General features: G+C 66.5%; 19 protein-coding genes. 7 read left to right on the top strand and 12 right to left on the bottom strand.

The features are described 5' to 3' along the window. The first annotated feature begins 15 nt into the window (after nt 1–15). Nucleotides 16–636, top strand: coding sequence for a DUF4124 domain-containing protein (locus tag KK131_RS11570; RefSeq protein WP_214556889.1), 621 nt, complete (start codon nt 16–18; stop codon nt 634–636). 27 nt (nt 637–663) lie between these two features. On the opposite strand, the gene KK131_RS11565 is transcribed toward KK131_RS11570, so the two are convergent. Then, the gene (locus KK131_RS11565) at nt 664–1,287 is read right to left on the bottom strand and encodes a phosphatase PAP2 family protein (protein WP_214556888.1); all 624 of its coding nucleotides are present in this window, start codon (nt 1,285–1,287) and stop codon (nt 664–666) included. 309 nt (nt 1,288–1,596) lie between these two features. Here KK131_RS11565 and KK131_RS11560 point away from each other — a divergent pair, with 309 nt between their 5' ends. Beyond that, nucleotides 1,597–2,166, top strand: coding sequence for a hypothetical protein (locus KK131_RS11560; RefSeq protein WP_214556887.1), 570 nt, complete (start codon nt 1,597–1,599; stop codon nt 2,164–2,166). Between the two features lie 751 nt (nt 2,167–2,917). Here the strand turns inward: KK131_RS11560 and KK131_RS11555 are convergent. Continuing rightward, nucleotides 2,918–3,571 carry a hypothetical protein gene (locus KK131_RS11555; protein ID WP_214556886.1) on the bottom strand — a complete coding sequence of 218 codons (654 nt, stop codon included), beginning with the start codon at nt 3,569–3,571 and terminating at the stop codon, nt 2,918–2,920. Between the two features lie 119 nt (nt 3,572–3,690). Between KK131_RS11555 and KK131_RS11550 the strand changes: the two genes are divergently transcribed. Continuing rightward, complete coding sequence (locus KK131_RS11550; protein WP_214556885.1) at nt 3,691–4,644, top strand: HNH endonuclease signature motif containing protein; 954 nt, start codon at nt 3,691–3,693, stop codon at nt 4,642–4,644. A 147-nt stretch (nt 4,645–4,791) separates the two neighbouring features. Here the strand turns inward: KK131_RS11550 and htpG are convergent, their stop codons facing one another. Further along, nucleotides 4,792–6,660, bottom strand: coding sequence for a molecular chaperone HtpG (gene htpG / locus KK131_RS11545; RefSeq protein WP_214556884.1), 1,869 nt, complete (start codon nt 6,658–6,660; stop codon nt 4,792–4,794). Nucleotides 6,661–6,733: 73 nt separating this feature from the next. After that, nucleotides 6,734–7,636: a protease HtpX gene (htpX, locus tag KK131_RS11540; RefSeq protein WP_214556883.1), complete on the bottom strand. Its 903-nt coding sequence runs from the start codon at nt 7,634–7,636 to the stop codon at nt 6,734–6,736. Between the two features lie 107 nt (nt 7,637–7,743). On the opposite strand from htpX, the gene gluQRS reads away from it, so the two are divergent. Together gluQRS and phbB are read left to right on the top strand one after the other, a co-directional pair. After that, on the top strand, nt 7,744–8,610 hold the full coding sequence (gene gluQRS, locus KK131_RS11535; RefSeq protein ID WP_214556882.1) for a tRNA glutamyl-Q(34) synthetase GluQRS: 867 nt from the start codon (nt 7,744–7,746) through the stop codon (nt 8,608–8,610). Between the two features lie 115 nt (nt 8,611–8,725). Beyond that, nucleotides 8,726–9,466: an acetoacetyl-CoA reductase gene (gene phbB / locus KK131_RS11530; RefSeq protein ID WP_214556881.1), complete on the top strand. Its 741-nt coding sequence runs from the start codon at nt 8,726–8,728 to the stop codon at nt 9,464–9,466. 60 nt (nt 9,467–9,526) lie between these two features. On the opposite strand, the gene KK131_RS11525 is transcribed toward phbB, so the two are convergent. After that, complete coding sequence (locus tag KK131_RS11525) at nt 9,527–10,312, bottom strand: tRNA threonylcarbamoyladenosine dehydratase (RefSeq protein WP_214556880.1); 786 nt, start codon at nt 10,310–10,312, stop codon at nt 9,527–9,529. A 134-nt stretch (nt 10,313–10,446) separates the two neighbouring features. On the opposite strand from KK131_RS11525, the gene KK131_RS11520 reads away from it, so the two are divergent. Then, entirely contained in the window at nt 10,447–10,836 is a 390-nt protein-coding gene (locus tag KK131_RS11520) for a cytochrome c (RefSeq protein WP_214556879.1), read from the top strand. 38 nt (nt 10,837–10,874) lie between these two features. On the opposite strand, the gene KK131_RS11515 is transcribed toward KK131_RS11520, so the two are convergent. From KK131_RS11515 to KK131_RS11490, 6 genes are all read right to left on the bottom strand, one after another. Continuing rightward, nucleotides 10,875–11,177, bottom strand: coding sequence for a DUF962 domain-containing protein (locus KK131_RS11515; protein ID WP_214556878.1), 303 nt, complete (start codon nt 11,175–11,177; stop codon nt 10,875–10,877). 59 nt (nt 11,178–11,236) lie between these two features. Further along, nucleotides 11,237–12,112 carry a pirin family protein gene (locus KK131_RS11510; protein ID WP_214556877.1) on the bottom strand — a complete coding sequence of 292 codons (876 nt, stop codon included), beginning with the start codon at nt 12,110–12,112 and terminating at the stop codon, nt 11,237–11,239. A gap of 10 nt (nt 12,113–12,122) precedes the next feature. Then, nucleotides 12,123–13,184 (bottom strand): NADH:flavin oxidoreductase/NADH oxidase, encoded by a 1,062-nt coding sequence (locus tag KK131_RS11505; protein ID WP_214556876.1) that lies wholly within the window; start codon nt 13,182–13,184, stop codon nt 12,123–12,125. A 51-nt stretch (nt 13,185–13,235) separates the two neighbouring features. Further along, nucleotides 13,236–14,153: an alpha/beta fold hydrolase gene (locus KK131_RS11500; protein ID WP_214556875.1), complete on the bottom strand. Its 918-nt coding sequence runs from the start codon at nt 14,151–14,153 to the stop codon at nt 13,236–13,238. Between the two features lie 85 nt (nt 14,154–14,238). Then, nucleotides 14,239–14,448 (bottom strand): cold-shock protein, encoded by a 210-nt coding sequence (locus KK131_RS11495; RefSeq protein ID WP_072761891.1) that lies wholly within the window; start codon nt 14,446–14,448, stop codon nt 14,239–14,241. Between the two features lie 256 nt (nt 14,449–14,704). After that, nucleotides 14,705–14,914, bottom strand: a complete 210-nt coding sequence (locus KK131_RS11490; protein WP_214556874.1) for a cold-shock protein — start codon at nt 14,912–14,914, stop codon at nt 14,705–14,707. 337 nt (nt 14,915–15,251) lie between these two features. Here KK131_RS11490 and KK131_RS11485 point away from each other — a divergent pair, with 337 nt between their 5' ends. Further along, nucleotides 15,252–15,710, top strand: a complete 459-nt coding sequence (locus tag KK131_RS11485; protein ID WP_214556873.1) for a hypothetical protein — start codon at nt 15,252–15,254, stop codon at nt 15,708–15,710. A 29-nt stretch (nt 15,711–15,739) separates the two neighbouring features. On the opposite strand, the gene KK131_RS11480 is transcribed toward KK131_RS11485, so the two are convergent. Continuing rightward, complete coding sequence (locus KK131_RS11480; RefSeq protein WP_214556872.1) at nt 15,740–16,975, bottom strand: crosslink repair DNA glycosylase YcaQ family protein; 1,236 nt, start codon at nt 16,973–16,975, stop codon at nt 15,740–15,742. Nucleotides 16,976–17,141 lie beyond the last annotated feature (166 nt).

Below are 17,141 nucleotides of genomic sequence, written 5' to 3'. Positions count from 1 at the left end.
CAGAATGGGGCCACCATGAAAAGCCTGACAACGGGAATCCGCTTCTCGGCTGCCGCCCTGCTGCTGGCCGCGGCACCGATCGCCGCCGCCCAGAACATCTACAAATGCACGCAAGGCGGACAGGTCGCCTACACCGACCACCCCTGCCCGGGCGGCAGCGGTGAGCTGCTGCACCGGGCCGACGACACCGAAGTCATCGACCGCTACCTGCGCCTGGGCCAGGACGACCTGGCGAAGCGCTACGCGGATTCACGCCACCTCGAAACGCTTTACCGGCAGCGCCTCGACGCCCGCCAGCAGGCGATGGAAGAAAAGGCCCAGCGCCAGGCCGACGAGGCATACGCGGCGGAACAACACGCCGAGGAAACACGGCAGCAGGCGCTGGCCGACGAGGCCGCGGAGCGCGACCGGCTGCAGGCCGAGAACGAGGCGCTGCGCCAGCAGAACGCGGACTACCAGAACCAGTTGAGCCAGCCGGTCTACAACGCGCCGCCCGCCTACTGGGTCGCCCCACCGTACCGGAATCGCCACCGCGACCGGGATCACGATGGCAATCACGATCATCGCCCGCCGCCATCGGACGAACCCGTATTCCACCCGTGCAAACAGCTGGCCGGTGGCCGCACGCAGTGTTGAACGACGACGCCTGATCCAATCCTGGCGTTATTTGAACCGATGGATGAAACCGACCCGGAAGCCGCCGGGCAGCCAGCTGACGATCAACGGCGAATCCCGGTGCGCCGCCCACAGGCCGACCCCGGTGCCCAGCGCGGCGCCGACCAGCACGTCGCTCTGCCAATGGCCATGCGTCTTCACCCGGGCCACCGCGTCGTAGGCCGGCAGCAGGGCCAGCGCGTACACGGCCGGGTGGTCGCGGCCGTAGGTGACGATGAACGGCGTGACCGCCGCCGATATCGCCGCCACTTCCCCGCTGGGAAAGCTCTCCGCATGGCTGCCGCTGAAGAAGCGATCGGGATTGTCGGTCTGCGAAGGCCGCTCGCGCTGGAACGTGTATTTCATCGCCTCGGCACCGACGCTGGCCACCGCCATGGCGTCCACCGAGCGCCAGAACGTATCGCCCAACTGGTCGTTGTCGCCGAAGACCAGGGCGCCGCCGACGACCGTGCCGATCGTGCCGTAGATCAGCACCTCCTGGTTGGAACGTTTCCAGATGCCGCTGTCGTCGTAGTGGACGCGGTGGTCGATCCCGAACGGACCGTCCCCCGCATGGGCACCGCCCGAAACCAGGATGGCGGCGGCGCACAGCCAGGATCGCAATGCAGGCATCTCGCGGCTCCCACGTGGCAGGCATCGCCTGCCTTCCCGCCTGCAAGCTACGCGGCCCAGCTTTCACCACGCTTATGGAAATCAGGTCGGCAGAAAGTTTCGTCTGCACGGCGGGCGTAGACGGTGCGCGTCGATCCGCTTTTGCACGACGCCAAGCCGTCTTCCAGAGATGGACGAAATAGCGGCTTGCCGGGCGAATCATGGCCCTATTGACGGGGCGCTGCCCTGCGAGGACAGTCTGAATACGGAACAGACGGCACGTGCGGGACGTCGCACAACGCGATTCCGTGACGCTCCAAGGAGGTCACCATGAAACGGTTCCAAACCACCCTGCTTTTCGGAATGCTGTCGGTCGCGGCAGGCGCGGCCCTGGCTTCCTCGGGCTCGCTCAACGAATTCAGGCCCAAGGTGCTGCCGGTGCTGGTGCAGGTAAATGCCCACGGCAAGGTCACCGACGCCTCGCCGGCGATGGAACTTTCGCCGCGGCTGCGCCGGCTGCTGCTGCAGAACCTGGATGAAATGATCGTCAAGCCGGCGACCGACCACGGTCACCCCGTGTCCAGCCAGTTCGTCGCCAACATGATCCTGCGCACGACACCCCGCACCGAGGGCAGCTACGACGCGCAGTTTGTCTTCGTATCAACCTCGCCGGTGCCCTCGGGTTCCTGGTACTGGGTCCATATCGACGGTCATCGGCTGGCGCTGGCGAGCAGGGATTCCTTCCGCCACGGAACACGGATTCCGTTCAACGACAACCGGAGAATGGATCGGTCCTCGAACCCCATGAACTACCGGTCCGCACCGACCCCGCTCATCCAGAACGCCACCCGCAGCGCACCCAGCCCCGCACCTGCACGCGTGCCCGGACGGGGCGGGTAAGCCGTCCAGGAAGAAGGCCACCTGCTCCCGGGTGGCACTTGGCAGCACACGGCAAGAGGCCCGCCGCATGCGACGGGCCTCTTGCCGGAAGCGGAACGTGGGGCGAGTTGCGGGCACCGGCATCCGCTACGACAAGCACCTTGCGCAGGACATGATGGCCGTACCGATCGGCCCACGCACGCAACGGCTGATGAGCGCAACCGCTGGCCTGGAAGCGCACGGACGGCCCGAGCACCTGCGCGACCTGCTGCAGCATGTCCGCATGCGTGGCCAGTTTTCCGGTGGCGCGATACCCTCTGGGAGTTCGAGCGCGACGACGAGCGGGCTCCAGCCACAACCCTCCGAACCTCACGCGCAAGGCTTCTGGCCCAGCGCGCGAAGTGCAAAGGCACCGTCGCAAGCTTCAAACTTCCAGGCGCAAGGATGGCGAACCCGGCAGGCTAAACCTCAAAACACCGACGGCAAGCCTTTTTACTTCACGCGCAACACCCCGGGCACCGCGCGCAAACCTTTGAACGCCGCACGCGAGGCCCAAAGGCGTGAAATGGCGAGGTTCGGAACCGCGACCGCAAGGCTCAAAACCTTGCATGCCATGCCGACCACCTCCGACCGCAGGGCTATCACCGTCGCGCGCAAGGCTTTGAGCTTTGCGCTTCGGAGTTTCCGGCTTGCACGCCAGGGGCAAACCGTGGCCAACAGATGCTCCGGCGTTGCCGGCCGGTTTCCCGCGCAGACGCCCGACCGCCATTGCTCATTCGTCGCATGTCGCCTCGATCAGAAGCGCCTCATAGGCATCCCAGCGCGTGCCCAGTCCCACCAGCCACCATGCGCCCAGGTAGACAAGAAACAACGCCCACAACAGCAGGCCGCCCACCATGTGCACCTGCCCAAACGCCTGCCAGTCACCAAACCGCCAGTCCTTGAACTGTACGTAGAGAATCGCCAGCAAAGGCAGGATACCCAGGCGCTGCACACTCCCGGTGACGAGTCCCATGCGATATGCAAGCGACGACTTGCGGGTACTAAGGTAGCGCAGTCGACGCGCCAACTCGTCCCTGGGGAAGCGTCTCATTGCGGTCACCAGTTCGCGCCACTGGCCATAGTCGTGATCCAGCTCGCGAGATAACTTGTGGTGTCTTCGATGGAACGTGCGCCACTCGCGCCGGACAAAACAAATCGCACCGACTCCCAGCACGACCAGCAGAAGAATCGTACATACACCGAGAACGAGAACCGCTGTCCGAGACTTCAGGAACTGGATCGCAAGCAGCAACGGCATCCACGACACCATCGCCGTCCCAAAGGCCAAACGCTCTACGATGCCCGGCCTGTCGTCTTCGACATCCTTGGCGTACTGGTCGATCTTTTTCTCGATCAATGCATAGGTAAGCGGTTCGTTCGTCATATGCGTCCCTGTGGTCGATTCAGCAATTCATCACGCAACGCCCGGCACACCGCGAGGGTACGCCGCGCCACTTCCCGCCTGCCGCTCCTTTTCCGCTAACCTGGTGCAAGGGGGACAGAATGGCTTACTGGTGGGTCAACCACAAACAGACGCGCGACCACGAAATTCGTGGCGGCTACCTGTGGTCACCCTACCGAAACACGAACGGCGCCTTCAACCAGACCTACGAGAACATGAAGCTTGTTCGTCCGGGAGATATCGTGTTCTCGTATGCCCACGGTCGCATTGGCGCCGTAGGCCGTGTCACCGAAGCCGCCTCACCCAGTCCGAAGCCGATCGAATTCGGCAACGTGGGCGACTACTGGGCACATGAGGGTTGGCTGGTCGAAGTGGATTTCAAAGAGGCGCGCCACTCGTTGCTACCAAAGGAGCACATCGCCTCCATCGGCCCGATGCTCCCCGATCGCCACTCACCTTTGCAGAAAAACGGCAACGGCAATCAGGGCTGCTATCTCGCAGGAATCTCGGATGCCCTCGGCCATGTGCTGATGGCGATGCTGGATATGCATCAAGTGCACGAGCTTGATCAACCGCCTCGCTATCTGATTGACCACGAGCCCAACGCCCAGGTGCTGGACGATATCCACCGCATCGAGACCGACACGTCCATTCCGGAAACCCAGCGTGTACAGCTCACCAAGGCTCGCGTAGGCCAAGGCTTCTTCCGCAAGCAAGTGATCCTGATAGATCCTGCGTGTCGCGTCACCGGCGTCACCGACACCCGACTGCTGATCGCCAGCCACATCAAACCCTGGCGCGAAGCCTCCAACGCCGAGCGTCTCAGTGGCTACAACGGCCTGCTGCTCTCGCCGCACGTCGACGCGTTGTTCGACGAGCAGTTCATCACCTTTGAAGATGACGGGCGGATGCGGGTGCATCCGTCGCTGTCGCGAGACGTGCTTGATCGATGGTCAATTGACCCGAACAAGAGAGTGGGGAAGTTTCGCCCCGAGCAAGCATCCTTCCTCGCGCATCACCGGAAGCTTTTCGCCCGAAGGGCGACTTGCCCTTAGCAGCTCGAAAAGTACACTTCGGCCACTCCAGCCTGTTCTTTTTCAGCGATATTCATCGGAGCATATAGAGAATTTGTGGAGGAAGAGGGAGCAAGAAAAAACCCGCCGAATAGGCGGGCTTTTCATGTCAGCAAGGCGCCCCGCGCCTCACCCCAGCAACACCCGATTCATCCTCTGCACGAACGCCGACGGGTCCGGCAGCTGCGCTCCGGCCGCAATCTCCGCCTGCTCCAGCAGCAGGGTGGCCAGGTCCTTCGCCTTCGCCTCATCCGCTTCCGCCTCGACGCGTTTCAACAGCGCGTGCTGCGGGTTGATCTCCAGCGTGGGCTTGTTCTCGGGCATGTCGTGGCCGGCTTCGCGCAGCAGGCGGGCCAGGTGCGGGGCCATTTCGTAGTCGCTGAGGGCCAGGCATGAGGGCGAGTCGGTGAGGCGGGCAGAGACTTTCACGTCGCCCACGCGGTCGCCCAGCAGGTCCTTGAGCTTCTTCAGCAGCGGCTCGGCTTCTTTCGCTGCCTCTTCCTGCTTCTTCTTGTCGGCCTCGTCCAGCGGCACCTCGCCCTTGGCGACGCTCTTGAGCTTCTTGCCTTCGTATTCGCTCAAGCTGCCGATCATCCACTCGTCGATGCGGTCGGACATCAGCAGCACTTCGATGTCCCTGGCCTTGAACGCTTCCAGTTGCGGGCTGCCGAAGGCGGCGGCGTAGCTGTCGGCGGTGATGTACCAGATCGCGTCCTGGCCCACGGCCATGCGGCCGATGTAGTCGTCCAGCGAGGTGGTCTGGTTGGCGCCCTCGCCCTTGGTCGAGGCGAAGCGCAGCAGCTTGGCGATGCGCTCGCGGTTGTTGGCGTCTTCGCTGATGCCTTCCTTGAGCGTGTTGCCGAACGCCTTGCAGAAGGTGGCGAACTTCTCCGGCTCGTCCTTGGCCAGCTTCTCGATCAGGTCGAGCACGCGCTTCACGCAGGCGGCCTTGATGCGCTCGAGCTGGCGGTTGTGCTGCAGGATCTCGCGGCTGACGTTGAGCGGCAGGTCGTCGGCGTCGACCACGCCGCGCACGAAGCGCAGGTAGTTCGGCAGCAGCTCCTCGGCGGCGTCCATGATGAAGACGCGCTTGATGTACAGCTTCAGTCCCTTGCGCTCGTCGCGGCCGCCCATCATCAGGTCGAACGGCGGCTGCGAGGGGACGTACAACAAGGTGGTGAAGCTCTGGCTGCCTTCGACGCGGTTGTGCGTCCACGCCAGCGCGTCGTTGAAATCGTGGCCGAGCGACTTGTAGAAGCTCTGGTAGTCCGCGTCGCTGATCTCCGACTTCGGCTTGGTCCACAGCGCCGAGGCGGCGTTGATGGTCTCGAACTCGTCGGTGGGCTTGCCGTCCTTCTCGACCGGCATGCGGATCGGGAACGCCACGTGGTCGGAGTAGCGGGTGATCAGCGCGCGCAGCTGCCAGCGGCTGAGGAACTCGTCCTCGTCGGCCTTCAGGTGCAGGATCACGGCGGTGCCGCGCTCGGCCAGCTCGATCGGCTCCAGCGAGTACTCGCCCTTGCCGTCGCTCTCCCACTTCACGCCCTCGCCCGCCGGCGCGTCGGCGCGGCGGCTCAGCACGGTGACCCTGTCGGCGACCACGAAGGCGGAGTAGAAGCCCACGCCGAACTGGCCGATCAGGCGCGCGTCGGCCTTCTGTTCGCCCGACATCGCCTCCAGGAAACGGCGCGTGCCGGAGCTGGCGATGGTGCCGATGTTGGCCACCACCTCGTCGCGGTTCATGCCGATGCCGTTGTCGCGCACCGTGACGGTGCGCGCGTCAGGGTCCCAGCTGACGTCGATGTGCAGCTCGCTGTCGCCGGCGGAAAGTTCCGGCCTGGCGATCGACTCGAAGCGCAGCTTGTCGCAGGCGTCGGAGGCGTTGGAAATCAGCTCGCGCAGGAAAATTTCCTTGTGCGAGTACAGCGAATGGGTGACCAGGTGCAGCACCTGGGCGACTTCGGCTTCGAACTTGCGGGTTTCGGCGGGTGCGTTCATGCGTGGATGTTCCGTTATTGCGTTGGACATGAAAAGACGGCCGCCGCACCTGCTGCGGCGGCACGGAAAAGAATCAGCGCTGCGCCGTGAAGTTCTGCAGCGCGGCGATGCGCTCCTCCAGCGGCGGGTGGCTCATGAACAGACGCCTGAAGCCATCGGCCAGCGGGCCGGAGATGCCAAAGGCGGCGATGGTCTGCGGCAGCGTGCTCTCGCCGTGGTTGGCCTGCAGCCGCTGCAGCGCGGAGATCATGGCGCCGCGGCCGGCGAACTGCGCCCCCGCCGCGTCGGCGCGGAACTCGCGCCAGCGCGAGAACGCCATCACGATCATCGAGGCGAACAGGCCGAACACCAGCTGCAGCACCATCACCGTCACGAAGTAGCCGATGCCGGTGCCGCCGCGGTTGTCGTCGCGGCCACCGCTCATCCAGTTGTCGACCAGCCGGCCCACGATGCGCGCGGCGAGGATCACCAGCGTGTTCAGCACGCCCTGGATCAGGGTCAGGGTGACCATGTCGCCATTCGCGACGTGGCCGATCTCGTGGCCGAGCACGGCGCCGGCCTGCTCGCGGTTCATCTGCTGCAGCAGGCCGGAACTGACCGCCACCAGCGAGCTGTTCTTCGTCATGCCGGTGGCGAACGCGTTCATTTCCGGCGCGTCGTAGATCGCCACCTCGGGCATGCCGATGCCGGCGGCCTGCGCGTGGCGGCGCACGGTGTCGACCAGCCAGCGCTCGGTCTCGTTCTGCGGCTGCCCGATCACCCGCGCGCCGGTGGACCACTTGGCGATCGTCTTGGACATCGCCAGCGAAATGAACGCGCCGCCCATGCCGAACACGGCGGCGTAGGCCAGCAGGCCGCCCATGCCGCCGTAGCCGCGGGCGGCGGCCATCTGGTCGATGCCGAACAGGCGACAGACGATGCTCAGCAGGAGCAGGACGGCAAGGTTGGTACCGATGAATAATGCGATGCGACGCATGGCTGTCTCTCTATCGTGGCAGTCATGAAGGGGACTGGGGTGGGTTGAAAATTCGGGGCGACGGCCGGCGCTTTCAAGGGTTCGGCACGGCATCTTAAGATGCGCCGATGAGCTATCGCGGCCGCTTCGCCCCCTCGCCCACCGGACACCTGCACTTCGGCTCGCTGGTCGCCGCGGTGGGCAGCTGGCTGTGCGCGCGGCATGCCGGCGGCGAGTGGCTGCTGCGGATGGAAGACATCGACCCGCCGCGCGAGGTTCCCGGCTCGGCGGCGAGCATCCTGGCCGCGCTGCCGGCGTTCGGCCTGGTCGCCGACGCGCCGGCGTTGTTCCAGTCGCAGCGCAGCGCGGCGTACGAGGCGGCGTTCGAACAGCTGCGCGTGGCGCAGCGTGTGTTCCCGTGCTGGTGCAGCCGCAGCGAGCTGGCCGGCAACGGCGGCATCCATCGCGACGGCCACTGCGTCGCGTCGCCGCAGGCGGACCAACCGCCGGCCTGGCGGTTGCGCGTGCCGGACATCACCATCGCATTCGACGATGCGCTGCAAGGCCCGCAGCGGCAGAACCTGCGCGACGAGGTGGGCGACTTCGTGGTTCGCCGGGTCGAGGGTTTCTATTCGTACCAGCTCGCCTGCGTGGTCGACGACGCGTACCAGGGCATCACCGAGGTGGTGCGCGGGCAGGACCTGCTCGACTCCACCGCGCGGCAGATCTGGCTGCAGCGCTGCCTGGGCCTGCCCACGCCGGCCTATCGCCACCTGCCGCTGGTGCTGGATGGCGAGGGGCGCAAGCTGTCCAAGTCCGAGCAGGCCTTCCCGGTCGACCCGGCCGACCCGCTGCCGGCGCTGCGGCGGGCGCTGGCGTTCCTGCGGGTACCGGCGCCGGCCGCGGCAGCAAATGCCGGCGACCTGCTGGCGCAGGCGCTGGCGAACTTCGATCCGGCGAATTTGCCGCATTGCAGCGGTCACTCTTTCGCCTGAAACGCTATAAATGCAGTACGCATCGGCGCCCCAGGACCGTGGCTGAAACATGCCGCCGCCATGATCCGGTACGACAGACAGCCCCCCGCTACACCTGCACAGGAGATTCAAGGACATGACTCAGCGCACGGCATTGGTCACAGGCGGCACCGGCGGCATCGGCAGCGCGATCGTTCGCTACCTCGCCGGACAGGGGCATCGGGTGGCCACCAACTATCGTGACCCGGGCAAGGCCGAGGCCTGGCGCAAGGCGATGGCAGCGGACGGCATCGAGGTGTGCATGGTGCAGGGCGACGTCTCCGATCCGGTCGCCTGCGAGGCGATGATCCGCGCGATCGAGGCCAAGTGTGGGCCGGTCGACATCCTGGTCAACAACGCCGGCATCACCCGCGACACCACCTTCCACAAGATGACCTACGAGCAGTGGACGGACGTGGTGAACACCAACTTGAACGCCTGCTTCAACGTCACCCGCCCGGTGATCGAGGGCATGCGCGCGCGCAAGTGGGGCCGCATCGTGCAGATCAGCTCGATCAACGGCCAGAAGGGCCAGTATGGCCAGGCCAACTACGCCGCGGCGAAGGCCGGCATGCACGGTTTCACCATCTCGCTGGCGCAGGAGAACGCGAAGTTCGGCATCACCGTCAACACCGTCTCGCCCGGCTACGTCGGCACCGACATGGTGATGGCGGTGCCGGAGGAAGTGCGCGAGAAGATCGTGGCGCAGATCCCGGTGGGCCGCCTCGGCCGGCCGGACGAAATCGCCCATGCCGTGGCGTTCTTCACCGGCGACCAGGCCAGCTGGATCACCGGCGCGAACCTGGCGATCAACGGCGGGCATTACATGGGCTGGTAAGCACCGCCCCTCATCCGCCCCTTCGAGGCACTTTCTCCACAAAGGGGAAAGAGATCAGTGCTACTTGTCCAGCAACTTCTCCAGCACCTTGCCCACCGCCGCGAACGCGAACGCCCCGGTGACGTGGGTGGCCGCGCCCAGCCCGCCGCCACAGGCCAGGTTCAGCGCGTCGCCGCCGGGCGGGCGGGTGCCGCAGACCGTGCCGTCGGGTTGCGGGTACTGCACGTTCTGCAGCGAATAGACGGCTGACACGCCGAAGTAGCGATCCGGGTTGCGCGGAAAATTGAAGTCCGTGCGGAGCTTCTTGCGGATCAGGCTGAACATCGCGTCGTGCTCGGTGCGCGACAGGTCGCGCACGCGGATCTGGGTGGGATCGGTGCGCCCGCCGGCCGAACCCACGCTGACGATCGGCAGCTTGCGCCGGCGGCACCAGGCGATCGTCTCCAGCTTCACCCGGAACGCGTCGCAGGCATCCAGCACCACGTCGTAGCCGCGGTCGAGCAGCTCGTCCAGCGTGGACGGGGTGAGGAAGCGTTCGATCGCCTCCAGCCGGATGGTCGGGTTGATCGCGTGCGCGCGCGCCGCCATCACGCCCACTTTCGACTTGCCGAACTCGCCGTCCAGCGCGTGCAGCTGGCGGTTGGTGTTCGACACGCAGACCTCGTCCGCGTCGATCAGGGTGAGCCGGCCCACGCCGCTGCGCGCCAGCGCCTCGACCGCCCACGAACCGACGCCGCCGATGCCGATCACGCAGACGTGCGCGCGCGCCAGCGCGGTCACGCTGCCGTTGCCGTACAGGCGTTCGACGCCGGCGAAGCGCTCGGCGGGAAATGCCGCGTCACTCATCTCGTGCTGCCGTTTGCATCCGTATCACTGGCCTGGCCTGCTGGGTCGAAGCGGCCATTTTATCGCGCCCGCGTGGCTGCAACGCGCCTGTGCGGGTTATCCTTGCGGCCATCTTCATTCCCGGAATCGTGGCGATGCGCGTAGCTCTGATGATCCTGCTCGGCCTGGTGATCGGCGTGATCGGTACGGCCAACGTGATGAATGCACTGGCCGCGCGCAACCCGATGCCGAAGGCGGTGATGGAAACCATGGGCTACCACATGGGCGAACTGAAGAACGCGATGAAGGCCAGGCAGTGCGATCCGGTCAAGGTGCAACATCACCTGGCCCGCATGGAATCCACGTCCAGCGACATCATGCCGGTATTCGGCATCGATGAAAAAACCTTCACCGACGACGCCCACCAGTTGCGGACCCGCCTGCAGCAAGCCGTGCAGGCCGCGCCCGCCACCTGCGAGGCGCTCGCCGCGGCGGTCAAGCCGGTCGGCGAGACCTGCAAGAGCTGCCACCAGCAATATCGCTGAAACATCTTGTCCTCCCTTGCCTGCGGAGGAGGACAGGATCAGAAGCGGATCTTGCCGCGCAGCATTTGCCCATACATCACCCAGTCGCCGGCCAGGCTGTACAGCGGGTGCTTGAACGTGGCCGGGCGGTTCTTCTCGAACACGAAGTGGCCGATCCAGGCAAAGCCGTAGCCGAACACCGGCGCCAGCCACAGCCAGCGCAGCTGGCCGCTCGCCAGGGCCAGCACAATCACCGCGAGCACCAGCGTGCTGCCGATGAAATGAAGGCGGCGGCAGCTGCGGTTGCTGTGCTCGCTGAGGTAGAACGGATAGAACTCGGCAAAGCTGCTGTAGCCGGACATGTTTCTGCTCCGCGGCGAGATGGTCCGATTCTGCCACGCAGGCATGCCGCACGCCTCGCCTACTCCGGCAGCGGAATGAACTCCTTGTCGTCGCCAAGCACTTTCGGAAAGCGTCCTTCGCGCCAGTCGGCCTTGGCCTGCTCGATGCGCTCGCGCGTGCTGGCCACGAAGTTCCACCACAGGTGCCGTTCGCCATCCAGCGGCGCGCCGCCGAACAGCATCAGGCGGCTCGCTTCGTGCGCGCGCAGCGGCGGCGCGGCGGGGCCGGCCTGCACCGCCATCTGTTGCGCGCCGACCTCCAGCTCGCCCCAGCGGACCGCACCGTCGACCACGTGCACGCCGCGTTCGGCGTGTTCGGCCGGCATCGCCAGCTCGGCACCGGCGGCCAGTTGCACCTCCAGGAAGAACATCGGCGCGAACACCTTCACCGGCGAGCGCTCGCCGTAGGCCGTGCCGGCAATCAGCACGGCCTCCATGCCGGGCCGGCGGATCTTCGGCAGGGCAGCACGGTCGTGATGATGGAACTCCGGGTCCACCTCGGCATCGGCCTGCGGCAAGGCCACCCAGACCTGGATGCCGTGCAGCAGCTGGCCGCCCTGGCGCGCCTCCGGCGGCGTGCGCTCGGAGTGGACGATACCGTGACCGGCGGTCATCCAGTTCACTTCGCCGGGACGGATGTCGGCCAGGCTGCCCAGGCTGTCGCGATGACGGATCACGCCGTCGAACAGCCAGGTCACCGTGGCCAGGCCGATGTGCGGATGCGGGCGCACGTCCATGCCCTTGCCGGCGGCGAACGTGGCCGGCCCGATGTGGTCGAAGAACACGAACGGGCCGACGTGGCGCGCCTGCAGCACCGGCAGCATGCGACGCACCATGAAGCCGTCGCCCAGGTCGTGCACGCGGGCATCGGCAATCAGCATCGGGGCAGCTTCCATCACGCTCTCCTTACCAGGCTCGTCGATATTGCGCCGGGGCGTCGATCTTCGCACCCAGCCGTTGCGCCGCACGGCGCGGGAAGTACGGGTCGCGCAGGCTCTCGCGGGCGATCAGCACCACGTCGGCGTCGCCGTTGGCGACGATCTGCGCGGCCTGCTCCGCGCCGGTGATCAGGCCCACCGCACCGGTGGCGATGCCGGCCTCGCGGCGGATCTGCGCCGCGAACGGCACCTGGTAGCCCGGCGCCAGCGGGATCTTCGCGTGCGGCAGCAGGCCGCCGCTGGAGACGTCGATCAGGTCCACGCCCAGCGGCTTCACCTGGCGCGCCAGTTCGACGCTCTGCCCGATATCCCAGCCGCCATCGTCCACCCAGTCGGTGGCCGAGAGGCGCAGCCACAGCGGCAGTTCGGCCGGCCACACTTCGCGTACGGCGGCGACCACCTCGCGCACCATGCGGGTGCGGTTCTCGAAGCTGCCGCCGTAGCGATCATCGCGCCGGTTGCTCAGCGGCGACAGGAACTGGTGCAGCAGGTAGCCATGCGCCGCGTGCACTTCGATCAACTCGAAGCCGGCCGCCAGCGCGCGTTGCGCGGCGGCGCGGAAGTCCGCGATCACCGCCTGGATGCCGGCCTCGTCCAGTGCCTGCGGCGCAGGCCAGCCGGCATCGAACGGCAGCGCCGACGGTGCCACGGTGGGCCAGTCGCCCTGCCCGGCCGGCACCGGGCCGTGCCCGTCCCACGGCCGCAGCGTGCTGGCCTTGCGCCCGGCATGCGCCAGCTGCATGCCGGCAATCGCGCCCTGCGCCTTGATGAAACGGGTGATCGGCTGCCACGCCTGCAACTGGGCCTGGTTCCACAGGCCGGTGTCCTGCGGCGAGATGCGCCCCTGCGCGGAGATCGCCGAGGCTTCGGCGATCACCAGCGCCGCGCCGCCGACCGCACGGCTGCCCAGGTGCACCATGTGCCAGTCGTTCGGCACGCCGTCGGTGGCCGAGTACTCGCACATCGGCGACACCACCAGGCGGTTGCGCAAGGTCAGGCTGCGTTGGGGGAACGGATCGAACAGGTTCATGGGGAATCCAGCGTCGTGGGGCTGCCGAGATGCAGACAGGGTCCCATGGAATCAAGCCGCCGTGCCGTCGCGTGCGGCGAACGCTGCGTCCGGCGCAGCCATCCAGTCGGCGATGCGCGAGGCCATCGGCGCGGGTGTCTTCATCCAGCCGAAATGGTCGGCCGGCAAACCGTCCATGTCTTCCCGCGTGATCACGTCCACGCGGCGTTCGCCCGGACCCAGCTTGCCCAGCAGCCACTCCAGCGACGCCGGCGGGCCCAGCCAGTCCTGCTGCAGGCGCAACGCCAGCAGCGGCAACTGCAAGGCGGCCAGCTGGCGCTCGAAGTCCTGCGTCATACCGGCCGCCGCATAGCGGCCGCTGCGCCCGCTGCGCGCCCAGTCGGCGATCACTCCGCGCGCCTCGTTGCCGCCGAAACCGATCCGCCGCCCGGGCAGATAACCCACCAGCCGGGCCAGCAACGGGGCCAGCGCATAAGCCGCACCGATCAGCCAGCCATGCCGGAACCGGCGCCAATACGGCGCGCCGCTGGCAACCAGCACCAGGCCGGTGAAGTCGTGCGGATGCAGGCTGGCGTAAAGCAACCCGAGCTGGCCGCCGAGGCTGTGCCCGCCCAGCCAGCAGCTCGCCTGCGGCCAGCGGTGGCGCACCGCCGCCATGCCGGCGGGCAGGTCATCCTGCAGCAATTCGCGATAACCCCAGTCGCAGCCCCTGCCGGCGCGTCGATCGCTGGAACCGATGCCGCGCCACTCGTGCAGCACCACCGCGACGCCCCTTGTCGCCAGCGCCTGGGCCAGCGGCAGGTAATGCCGGGCCGGTATGCCCATCGCCGGAATCCAATACAGCAAACGCTGCCAGGCGCCGGCGGGAAGCACGGCCAACAACTCGTAACGGGCGTCGCCGGCAGCAGTTACCGGGATGACCAGCGGCTCGGCCGCTGCAGGAATGCTTTCGATGGAATGATCGGACATCCCGACAGGCTAGCGAATTGCCCTCGCCACGACAAAAAAGAGGCCGGCTTGCGCCGGCCTCTTCAAACGGATTCCGCCACCACGATCAAACGGGGGTGACGTCTTCGGCCTGCAAGCCCTTCTGGCCATCGACGACCTTGAAGCTGACCTTCTGGCCTTCCTGCAGACTCTTGAAACCCGAGCCGGTGATGGCGCGGAAATGCACGAATACGTCAGGGCCATTATCCCGGCTGATGAAACCGAAACCCTTGGCGTCGTTGAACCACTTGACGGTACCTACTTCACGATCCGACATGACTAACTCCGATCCTATCCAGACGCTGAGACAAACCGGCCCCAACGGGCCGACGGTTCACTGAGCATGCAGGGTCCGGTGCAACAGTCGGATTCAGGAAATCCTTACCGGGCACTCACGTAGCCAAGCAGACGCAGCGACCCAAGCATAACGGATTTTCAGCCCGTGAGTGATTTGTCAAGCAGGCTGTCGCGGACATTATTCGGGCAGGAAAAAACCGGGCATCTCTGCCCGATTTCCCCTACAAACGCGGCAATCAGACCGGGGTCACTTCTTCGGCCTGCAGGCCCTTCTGACCCTGTACCACCTTGAACGAGACCTGCTGGCCTTCCTGCAGGCTCTTGAAACCGCCGCCGGTAATGGCGCGGAAATGCACGAAAACGTCCGGGCCATTGTCGCGGGCAATGAAACCGAAGCCCTTGGCGTCGTTGAACCACTTGACGGTACCCATCTGACGATCAGACATGTTAATCACTCCACAGGTTTATAGACGCGACCGCCAGGAGAGCGACCGGCCGGCTTGACTGGTATGCAGGAAACAACCCAGGGGTGAACGATGAGGCAGATCGCGGATCGGCTGCATCGGGCCACAAACTCTGCTGACCCCGGCAAACACAGTGGGCGGATCATAACGGCACAACGGGGCGGAACGGAATGGAGCCAATTCACCGTTTTTTGCCGGTTCCGCGACAAATTCAGATTTTCTTGACCTTCGGCGCGGTCTAGTGGTGACCCGTTCCCGGATCCACTGTCCGTTGACCGCCCGGCTCGCCGGTACGATCGCCAAGTCGAGGAGAGCCATGATGCCTGCCCTGTCCCACCTGACCCTGATCAGCTTGCTCGGAGGCTTGCTGTTGGCTGGTTGCGCGCAGCACCCTGCCACCAGGACGACGACCACCTCCACCACGGCAACCCCGTCCACCTCCACCACCAGGGCCGCCAGTACCTCACATCGGGAGCACGCCGCCCCCGCCCGCAGCAAGCCTGCGACCGAGCCCGACCTGTCCGACAACACCGGCATTGCCGCCTGCGACGACTACCTCTCCAGCTACCTCGCCTGCCATCGCGCAGCGGCGATCTACGCGCCGGACCAGTTGCAATCCCGCTACGAGGCGATGCGCAGCAGCCTGCTGCGCGATTCGAAGAACCCGGATATCCGGCCGCAACTGGCGGCACGCTGCAACTCGCTGGCCAGCCAGTTGCGCCAAGCCCTGCATGGCAAGTCATGCACGGAGAACCCGGCACCGGCCAGCACGCCGTAGCCCTGTCGGGCGGCCTGGCGGGAAGCCGGCTAGCCGGCTTCCCGCCAAGCCGCGCGCAGCAGCCGCGCCATCGCCGCGGGCTGGGTGCTGCCCAAGCGGATCTCCGGGGTGCCATGCCAGCGGGCGGTATCGGCTATCGCCCCGGCCACCGCCCGCGCCAGCGCCGGTTCCGGCACCACCCCGGGTTCCAGGAACAAGGCCTTGACCTCGAAGACCCCGGCATCGCGATGGGCTTTCGCATCGAGCCGGCCGACCAGCCGGCCGCGGTGCAGGATCGGCAGCACGAAGTAGCCGTAGCGGCGCTTCGGTGCCGGCGTGTAGCACTCGATGGTGTACTCGAAATCGAACATCGCCAGCGCCCGCGCGCGATCCCATACCAGCGGATCGAACGGCGACAGCAGCGCGGTACGGGTGGCGCGCAGGCGGCCGGCCAGCGCCTTGTCCAGCGCTTCGGCGTGGTCGCGGTGCACATAGCCGGGCGTGCTCCAGCCCTGTACCGGCACCGCCAGCAGTTCGCCGCTGGCCAGCAGCGGGGCCAGTTCGCGATCGCTCACTTTCGGCTTCAGGCGGAAATAGTCGGCGATCCAGCCGGCCTGGGTCACCCCCAGCGCGCGCACGCTGTCGACGATGAAACGCTGGCGCAGCTGCGCCGCCGAAGGCGCGGCGGCGGGATCGAACGGCGGGTCGAGCCGGGCCAGCACGTTCTCGGCCAGGTCATACACCCGCTGGAAGTTGTCGCGCCGCGCCACCATCAGTTCGCCCAGCGCAAACCACGCCTCCAGCCAGCGTTTCTCCGGTTTCCACTCCCACCAACCCGGCTTGCCGGCGCCGTCCCTGCGCGCGAAATCCGCCGCCCGCACCGGGCCGGATGCACGAACCGCCTCCAGCAGCGCATCCATCTCGGTACGCTGTTCGCGATGCATCCGCGCCGCATTCCGATGCGCCCAGTGATGCGTGCGATGACCGTGTCCGCCGCGATGCCAGGCGACATCGGTGGCGCTGACGAAGCACGCCTCGTGCGCCCAGCATTCGGCCAGCCGGCCCTGCGCCAGCGCCTCGTCCAGCCAGCTCATCGGGTAGTCGCCCAGGCGCGAATGCAGCACCAGGTAGGGGCTGCGCGCCACCACGTGGATGGTGTCGATCTGCAGCAGGCGCATGCGCTCGACCGCGGCCACTACGTCGCCGCGCCGCGGCCGTCGCCGCGGCGGTTGCAGCAGGCCTTGCGCGGACAGTTGCAATGCCCGCGCCTGCGCCAGGCTCAACACGCGGCCATCACCTGAAGCGGCGCCCAATGGCGGTGCATCTTCACAACGCCATGACCTGGATCTTGAGCCGGCATTTACAAAGTCCCTGCTAGCGTGAAAGCCGAGTTGGGTCGGACGGGGGCCCGCCCGATGGCGTGCAGACATCCGCACAACCTCACCGATCATT

It is taken from the genome of Rhodanobacter sp. LX-99, from assembly GCF_018599185.1.
Lineage (GTDB): Bacteria > Pseudomonadota > Gammaproteobacteria > Xanthomonadales > Rhodanobacteraceae > Rhodanobacter.
This window is presented reverse-complemented; position numbering and strand designations above follow the sequence as displayed.

Bases quoted from the DNA above. Each gene is read 5' to 3' on its own strand.
- htpX (WP_214556883.1), bottom strand. From the start codon at position 7,636: ATGCGTCGCATCGCATTATTCATCGGTACCAACCTTGCCGTCCTGCTC.
- KK131_RS11505 (WP_214556876.1), bottom strand. From the start codon at position 13,184: ATGAACCTGTTCGATCCGTTCCCCCAACGCAGCCTGACCTTGCGCAAC.
- KK131_RS11520 (WP_214556879.1), top strand. From the start codon at position 10,447: ATGCGCGTAGCTCTGATGATCCTGCTCGGCCTGGTGATCGGCGTGATC.
- KK131_RS11515 (WP_214556878.1), bottom strand. From the start codon at position 11,177: ATGTCCGGCTACAGCAGCTTTGCCGAGTTCTATCCGTTCTACCTCAGC.
- gluQRS (WP_214556882.1), top strand. From the start codon at position 7,744: ATGAGCTATCGCGGCCGCTTCGCCCCCTCGCCCACCGGACACCTGCAC.
- KK131_RS11495 (WP_072761891.1), bottom strand. From the start codon at position 14,448: ATGTCGGATCGTGAAGTAGGTACCGTCAAGTGGTTCAACGACGCCAAG.
- htpG (WP_214556884.1), bottom strand. From the start codon at position 6,660: ATGAACGCACCCGCCGAAACCCGCAAGTTCGAAGCCGAAGTCGCCCAG.
- KK131_RS11490 (WP_214556874.1), bottom strand. From the start codon at position 14,914: ATGTCTGATCGTCAGATGGGTACCGTCAAGTGGTTCAACGACGCCAAG.
- KK131_RS11565 (WP_214556888.1), bottom strand. From the start codon at position 1,287: ATGCCTGCATTGCGATCCTGGCTGTGCGCCGCCGCCATCCTGGTTTCG.
- KK131_RS11570 (WP_214556889.1), top strand. From the start codon at position 16: ATGAAAAGCCTGACAACGGGAATCCGCTTCTCGGCTGCCGCCCTGCTG.
- KK131_RS11525 (WP_214556880.1), bottom strand. From the start codon at position 10,312: ATGAGTGACGCGGCATTTCCCGCCGAGCGCTTCGCCGGCGTCGAACGC.
- phbB (WP_214556881.1), top strand. From the start codon at position 8,726: ATGACTCAGCGCACGGCATTGGTCACAGGCGGCACCGGCGGCATCGGC.
- KK131_RS11500 (WP_214556875.1), bottom strand. From the start codon at position 14,153: ATGTCCGATCATTCCATCGAAAGCATTCCTGCAGCGGCCGAGCCGCTG.
- KK131_RS11510 (WP_214556877.1), bottom strand. From the start codon at position 12,112: ATGGAAGCTGCCCCGATGCTGATTGCCGATGCCCGCGTGCACGACCTG.
- KK131_RS11485 (WP_214556873.1), top strand. From the start codon at position 15,252: ATGCCTGCCCTGTCCCACCTGACCCTGATCAGCTTGCTCGGAGGCTTG.
- KK131_RS11550 (WP_214556885.1), top strand. From the start codon at position 3,691: ATGGCTTACTGGTGGGTCAACCACAAACAGACGCGCGACCACGAAATT.
- KK131_RS11555 (WP_214556886.1), bottom strand. From the start codon at position 3,571: ATGACGAACGAACCGCTTACCTATGCATTGATCGAGAAAAAGATCGAC.
- KK131_RS11560 (WP_214556887.1), top strand. From the start codon at position 1,597: ATGAAACGGTTCCAAACCACCCTGCTTTTCGGAATGCTGTCGGTCGCG.